Here is a 5,890-nt window from a genome sequence, read left to right as displayed (position 1 = left end):
CCGCGCCGACGGCGACGCGGGCCGCAAAGCTCTTCCGCAGGCCAGTGAGCCCCGAAAGCGGCAGCGACCTCGGGCGCGGGGGCTTTCAGGAGCGGGGCGCGGGTGCGGTCGAGGCGCGCACGACGAGCTCGGGCTCGAACAACAGCTCGTCCCCCGGCACCACGGCCGCGTCGATCTGGGCCACCAGCAGCTCGACGGCCGCCCTGCCCATCGCGTCGATGGGCTGGCGGACCGTGGTCAGCGGCGGGTCCACGCAGTTCATCAGTGCCGAGTCGTCGTAGCCGATGATCGAGACGTCTTCGGGCACCGACAGCCCCGCCCGGCGGGCGGCCCTGATCGCACCGAGGGCGAGCACGTCGCTGGCGCAGATGATGCCGGTCACGCCCGCGGCGACCATGCGCGCGGCGGCGGCGTGCCCGCCTTCGAGCGAGAACATCGTGTGCTCGACGTGGTCGGGTCCGAGTTCCAGGCCGTTGGCGGCGGCGTACGCGCGGAACGCGGCGAGCTTGCGCTGGGACGGCACGTGGTCGGGCGGCCCGAGCAGCATCGCGACCTGGCGGTGCCCGAGCGCCATCAGATGGGCGAGCGCGATCTCGGCGGCGGCGACGTCGTCGCACGACACCTGCGGGAACCCGAGATGCTCGACCGCCGCGTTGACGAGCACGGTCGGCAGCTTGCGTTCGAGGACCCTGCGGTAGTGGCTGTGGGAGGCGTCCCCCTGGGCGTACAGACCGCCGGCGAAGACCATGCCGGACACGTGCTGCTGGAGGAGCAGGTCCACATAGTCGGACTCGGAGACGCCGCCCACCGTCCGGGTGCACAGCACGGAGGTGAACCCCTGCTGGGCCAGCGCACCCCCCACCACCTCGGCGAACGCCGGGAAGATCGGGTTCTGCAGTTCCGGGAGGACCAGGCCGACGAGCCGGCCGCGGTCGCCGCGCAACTGGGTGGGCCGTTCGTATCCCAGCACGTCGAGCGCGGTGAGCACCGCCTCTCTGGTGGCGTCGGAGACCCCCGGCTTGCCGTTGAGCACGCGACTCACCGTCGCCTCGCTCACGCCCACCTTCTTGGCCACTTCCGCAAGCCGTCGTGTCATGGACGCAACTATACGACAGCGAGCGCAAAGAATTTCATCCCACTTGCGCACCCGCTCACGAAGAGCACGTCAGACCCCAGGCGTGGCCGAGGAGGGTCCCCGAGCGGATCGCGGTCGGCACGGCGCGGGCCCGGTCCCTCCTCCGGCGGATGTGCGGAGCGTTCCAGTGGGCGCCGTGCTGGGAGTATGTGGTGTCGTAACGCGCATGTCATCTTGCGACTTCTCGTCGCAATATTGCAGAAGGATGTTTGTCAACTTATCGTGTGGGCCACTCACCTTCTTCGGAGGTGTGGCGGTCCAGCGTCCACGCCGCATCTCCCGGGTCTCGCATGCAGAAAGGAACCTCATGAGAAGATCCGGAGCCGCCGTCGCGGTGGCGGGGGCGCTGATCGCCGTGGGGAGCGTGGTGGCGTTCCCCGGCACGTCCTCGGCCGCGACCTCGCCGTCGCCCTTCTCCGTCCCGGGAAGAGGCGCGACCGTCCCGTTCACGGAGATCGAGGCCGAGGCCGCCGCGACCAACGGCGAGCAGATCGGACCGGACCGCGTCTACACCCACCTGCCGTCCGAGGCGTCGGGCCGCCGGGCCGTACGCCTCGACGCGCCCGGAGAGTACGTCGAGTTCACCCTGCCCAAGCCCGCCAACGCCATGACCGTGCGTTACAGCGTGCCGGACAACGCGGCCGGAACGGGGATCACGGCGCCGGTCGATCTGAGGATCAACGGCACCAAGCTCAAGGACCTGCAGTTCACCTCCCGGTACGGCTGGTTCTACGGCGGCTACCCGTTCGGCAACACGCCCGGCGACAAGCCGCACCACTTCTACGACGAGACCCGGACGATGTTCGGGTCCACCCTGGCGGCGGGAACGAAGGTCAGGATCCAGGTGGCCTCCACCTCGGTCGCGCCGTGGGTCGTCGTGGATCTCGCCGACTTCGAGCTCGTGCCGGACGCGATCCCCCGGCCCGCCGGGTCGCTGTCGGTCGACGACTTCGGCGCCGACCGCAACGGCACGAGCGACTCCACCGCCGCCTTCCAGGCCGCCGTCGACGCCGGAAGGGCCCAGGGCAAGGAGGTCTACATCCCGGCCGGGACGTACACCCTGTGGGACCACGTGGTCGTGGACGGGGTCACGCTGCGCGGCGCCGGGCCCTGGTACAGCGTGCTCACCGGCCGCCATCCCACCCAGCGCAACCGGGCCGTCGGCGTCTACGGCAAGTACGTGAGCGGCGGCGGCTACACCGGCGGGATCCGGCCGCACGAGGCGGGCGGGCCGAGCCGCAACGTCACCCTGCGGGACTTCGCGATCATCGGCGACATCACCGAGCGGGTGGACGAGGACCAGGTCAACGCCCTCGGGGGCGCGATGACCAACTCGGTGGTCGACAACCTGTGGATCCAGCACACCAAGGTCGGGGCCTGGATGGACGGCCCGATGGACGACTTCACGGTGAAGAACAGCCGGATCCTCGACCAGACGGCCGACGGCGTGAACTTCCATACCGGTGTCACCAACTCCACGGTGACCAACACCTTCGTCCGCAACACCGGCGACGACGGCCTGGCGATGTGGCCCGACCGGATGGCCAACGTGAACAACTCGTTCACGTTCAACACCGTGGTCGCGCCGGTCCTGGCCAACAACATCGTGACGTACGGCGGCCGGGACATAAAGATCACCGACAACGTGGTGAGCGACACGGTCACCAACGGCGGCGGCATCCACGTCGCCAACCGCTATCCGGGGGTGAACTCCGGCCAGGGCACGGCGGTCGCCGGCACGATCACCGTCGCCCGCGACACCCTCATCCGGGCCGGCAACAGCGACTACAACTGGAACTTCGGCGTCGGCGCGATCTGGTTCGACGGCCTCAACGAGCCGATCAACGCGACGATCAACGTGACCGACACCGACGTCGTCGACAGTTCCTACGAGGCCATCCAGTTCATCGAGGGCAGCACCCAGACCGTCACCTTCTCGAACGTGAACGTGGACGGCACCGGGACGTACATGATCCAGGCGCAGGCGGCGGCGAAGGCGAGCTTCACCAACGTCAGGGCGGCCCACATCGGCGCGGGCGTCGCGATCCACAACTGCGTCGGCACCGGCTTCGCCCCCGCGTACGGCACGGGCAACTCCGGCTGGAGCCCCGACTCCACCGTCTGCACCGGCCAGTGGCCCGCGCCCAACTACATCTACGACGGCAGCGGCCCGAGCCCGAGCCCGTCGCCGTCCACCTCGCCCTCCTCTTCTCCCTCCCCCTCCCCCTCGCCCTCGCCGAGCCCGACGGCGTGCGCTCCCGGCAGTGGCGACCTCGCCCGGGGCAAGGCGGTCACGGCGACGAGCAGCACCCAGACGTACGTGCCGGCCAACACGGTCGACGGCGACGCGAACACCTACTGGGAGTCGGCGAACAACGCCTTCCCGCAGTCGATCACCGTGGACCTGTGCGCGGTGACGCCCGTCCAGCGGGTGGTGCTCAAGCTGCCGCCCAGCGCGGCCTGGGCCACCCGCACCCAGACGCTGTCGGTCCTCGGCAGCACGGACGGCACGAACTACACCACGTTGTCCCCCTCGGCGGGCCGTACGTTCGACCCGGCCACCGGCAACACGGCGAGCATCTCCTTCAGCACGACGAACGTCCGCCACGTCCGGGTGACCGTCACCGGAAACACCGGCTGGCCCGCCGGGCAGCTGTCGGCCTTCGAGGTCTACGGCACCGGCGGCACCCCCAGTCCGTCACCCAGTGCCTCCCCCAGCCCGCTGCCCACGGGAAACCTCGCCCGCGGCAAGGCGGTCACGGCGACGAGCAGCACCCAGACGTACGTCCCGGCCAACACGGTCGACGGCGACGCGAACACCTACTGGGAGTCGGCGAACAACGCCTTCCCGCAGACCCTCACCGTGGACCTCGGCGCGTCCGTCACGGTCGGCAGCGTGGTGCTCAAGCTGCCGCCGAGCACCGCCTGGGGCGCCCGCACCCAGACGCTGTCGGTCCTCGGCAGCACGGACGGCACGAGCTACACCACGATCGCCGGGCCTGCGGGCTACACGTTCGACCCGGCGACCGGGAACACCGTCACCGTCGCCGTGCCCGCCGCCGCCCGGCGCTACCTGCGGCTGAACCTCACCGGTAACACCGGCTGGCCGGCCGCCCAGATCTCCGAGTTCGAGGCGTACGCCTCGTAACCCGGAACGGGACGCCCGGAGGAGGAGTGGACGCCTCCTCCTCCGGGCTCCCCCACACAGCATGACCCCCTCAGCAGGCCGTCAGGTGACGGGGACGCCGACGCGGCCGGTGGAGGAGCGGACGACCAGCTCCGGCTCGAACAACAGCTCGCCCGTCGCGACGGCGGCGCCCTCGATCTGGCTGACCAGCAGCTCCACCGCGGCCCGGCCCATCGCCTCGATCGGCTGCCGCACCGTCGTGAGCGGCGGGTCCACGCACGTCATGAGCGCGGAGTCGTCGTACCCGACGACGGACACGTCCTGAGGCACGCGTCTTCCGGCCCGCCGCGCCGCGCGGATGGCCCCGAGGGCCAGCGGGTCGCTGCCGCAGACGATCCCGGTGACGTCCTGCCGCACGAGTTTCAGCGCCGCCGCGTGGCCGCCCTCCAGCGAGTGCATCGTGTGCTCGACCAGCTCGCCGCCCGCGGCCCGGAACGCCTCCAGTTTCCGTATGGACGGCATGTGGTCGGCGGGACCGACGACCAGGCCGATCCGCTGGTGGCCGAGCGCGCGCAGGTGGCCGAGCGCCTGCTCAACCGCGATCGTGTCGTCGCAGGACACGCGGGGGAAGTCCCAGTGATCGGCCGCGGCGTTGACCAGCACGGTGGGCAGCCGCCGCTCCACCAGCCGCAGGTAGTGCTCGTGGACGACGCCGGTCTGCGTGTAGAGCCCCCCGGCGAAGACCACGCCGGACACCTGCTGCTGCAACAGCAGATCCACGTAGTCGGCCTCGGAGATCCCGCCCACCGTACGCGTGCACAGCACGGGGGTGAACCCCTGCTGGGCCAGCGCCCCGCCGACGACCTCGGCGAACGCCGGGAAGATGGGGTTTTGCAGCTCGGGCAGGACGAGCCCGACCAGGCGGGCGCGCTCGCCGCGCAGCTGCGTGGGCCGCTCGTACCCGAGCACGTCGAGAGCCGTCAGCACGGCCTCCCGGGTGGCCTCGGAGACCCCGGCCTTGCCGTTGAGGACGCGACTCACCGTGGCCTCGCTGACTCCGACCTTCTTCGCAACCTCCGCAAGCCGTCGCGTCATGGCGGCAAGCATACGACGCGGAGCGGCCGGGCCAAGGATCTTCGACGACCATGATTGCAAGCGGGGTGAAAGCACCGTGAAAGAGGCGATTCCTAGTGTCTGCCTCGTTGCAGATCACCCAGGAAGGCATCATGAACATCCTCAGGAACAGCCTCGCCGTCGTCGCGGCGTCCGCCCTTCTCGGTCTGACCGCCGCCTGCAGCGGGAGCCAGACGGCCGTCTGCGAGGAGGCGACCAAGGCGTTCACCGACTACAGCTCCAAGGCCGCCGCCGCGGCCGGCGACATCAAGGGCATCAACACCGCGACCAGCGACCTGGCCGCGCAGCTCAAGGACCTGTCCGGCAAGGCGGACGGCGACCTGAAGGTGGCGCTCGCCGGCATGTCCGACTCGTGGGCATCCTTCAAGATCGACCTGTCGGACCCGGCCGCCGCGACCAAGCTCGCGGAGTTCGGGCAGAAGGCCACCCAGGCGACGCAGCAGCTCGCCTCCGCCTGCTCCTGACCTCCGCGGCCCGCCTCGCCGCCGGCGCCA

General features: G+C 70.5%; 4 protein-coding genes. 2 read left to right on the top strand and 2 right to left on the bottom strand.

Annotation, left to right across the window (positions count from 1 at the left end):
- Positions 1–85 precede the first annotated feature (85 nt).
- A complete protein-coding gene (locus ABZ860_RS42685; RefSeq protein WP_357232546.1) occupies positions 86–1,096 on the bottom strand; it encodes a LacI family DNA-binding transcriptional regulator in 1,011 nt (336 codons plus the stop codon).
- A 346-nt stretch (positions 1,097–1,442) separates the two neighbouring features.
- Here ABZ860_RS42685 and ABZ860_RS42680 point away from each other — a divergent pair, with 346 nt between their 5' ends.
- Positions 1,443–4,283, top strand: coding sequence for a discoidin domain-containing protein (locus ABZ860_RS42680; protein ID WP_357232543.1), 2,841 nt, complete (start codon positions 1,443–1,445; stop codon positions 4,281–4,283).
- A gap of 81 nt (positions 4,284–4,364) precedes the next feature.
- Here ABZ860_RS42680 and ABZ860_RS42675 read toward each other — a convergent pair whose 3' ends face one another.
- On the bottom strand, positions 4,365–5,357 hold the full coding sequence (locus ABZ860_RS42675; RefSeq protein WP_182901113.1) for a LacI family DNA-binding transcriptional regulator: 993 nt from the start codon (positions 5,355–5,357) through the stop codon (positions 4,365–4,367).
- 131 nt (positions 5,358–5,488) lie between these two features.
- Here ABZ860_RS42675 and ABZ860_RS42670 point away from each other — a divergent pair, with 131 nt between their 5' ends.
- The gene (locus ABZ860_RS42670) at positions 5,489–5,860 is read left to right on the top strand and encodes a hypothetical protein (RefSeq protein WP_357232540.1); all 372 of its coding nucleotides are present in this window, start codon (positions 5,489–5,491) and stop codon (positions 5,858–5,860) included.
- The last annotated feature ends 30 nt before the right edge of the window (positions 5,861–5,890 follow it).

Source organism: Microbispora sp. NPDC046973, assembly GCF_040644495.1.
In the GTDB taxonomy this organism is placed as follows: domain Bacteria; phylum Actinomycetota; class Actinomycetes; order Streptosporangiales; family Streptosporangiaceae; genus Microbispora.
This window is presented reverse-complemented; position numbering and strand designations above follow the sequence as displayed.

What these genes read in the sequence shown, in the direction of transcription:
- ABZ860_RS42685 (WP_357232546.1), bottom strand. Translation starts at nt 1,096, where the DNA reads ATGACACGACGGCTTGCGGAAGTGGCCAAGAAGGTGGGCGTGAGCGAG.
- ABZ860_RS42670 (WP_357232540.1), top strand. Translation starts at nt 5,489, where the DNA reads ATGAACATCCTCAGGAACAGCCTCGCCGTCGTCGCGGCGTCCGCCCTT.
- ABZ860_RS42680 (WP_357232543.1), top strand. Translation starts at nt 1,443, where the DNA reads ATGAGAAGATCCGGAGCCGCCGTCGCGGTGGCGGGGGCGCTGATCGCC.
- ABZ860_RS42675 (WP_182901113.1), bottom strand. Translation starts at nt 5,357, where the DNA reads ATGACGCGACGGCTTGCGGAGGTTGCGAAGAAGGTCGGAGTCAGCGAG.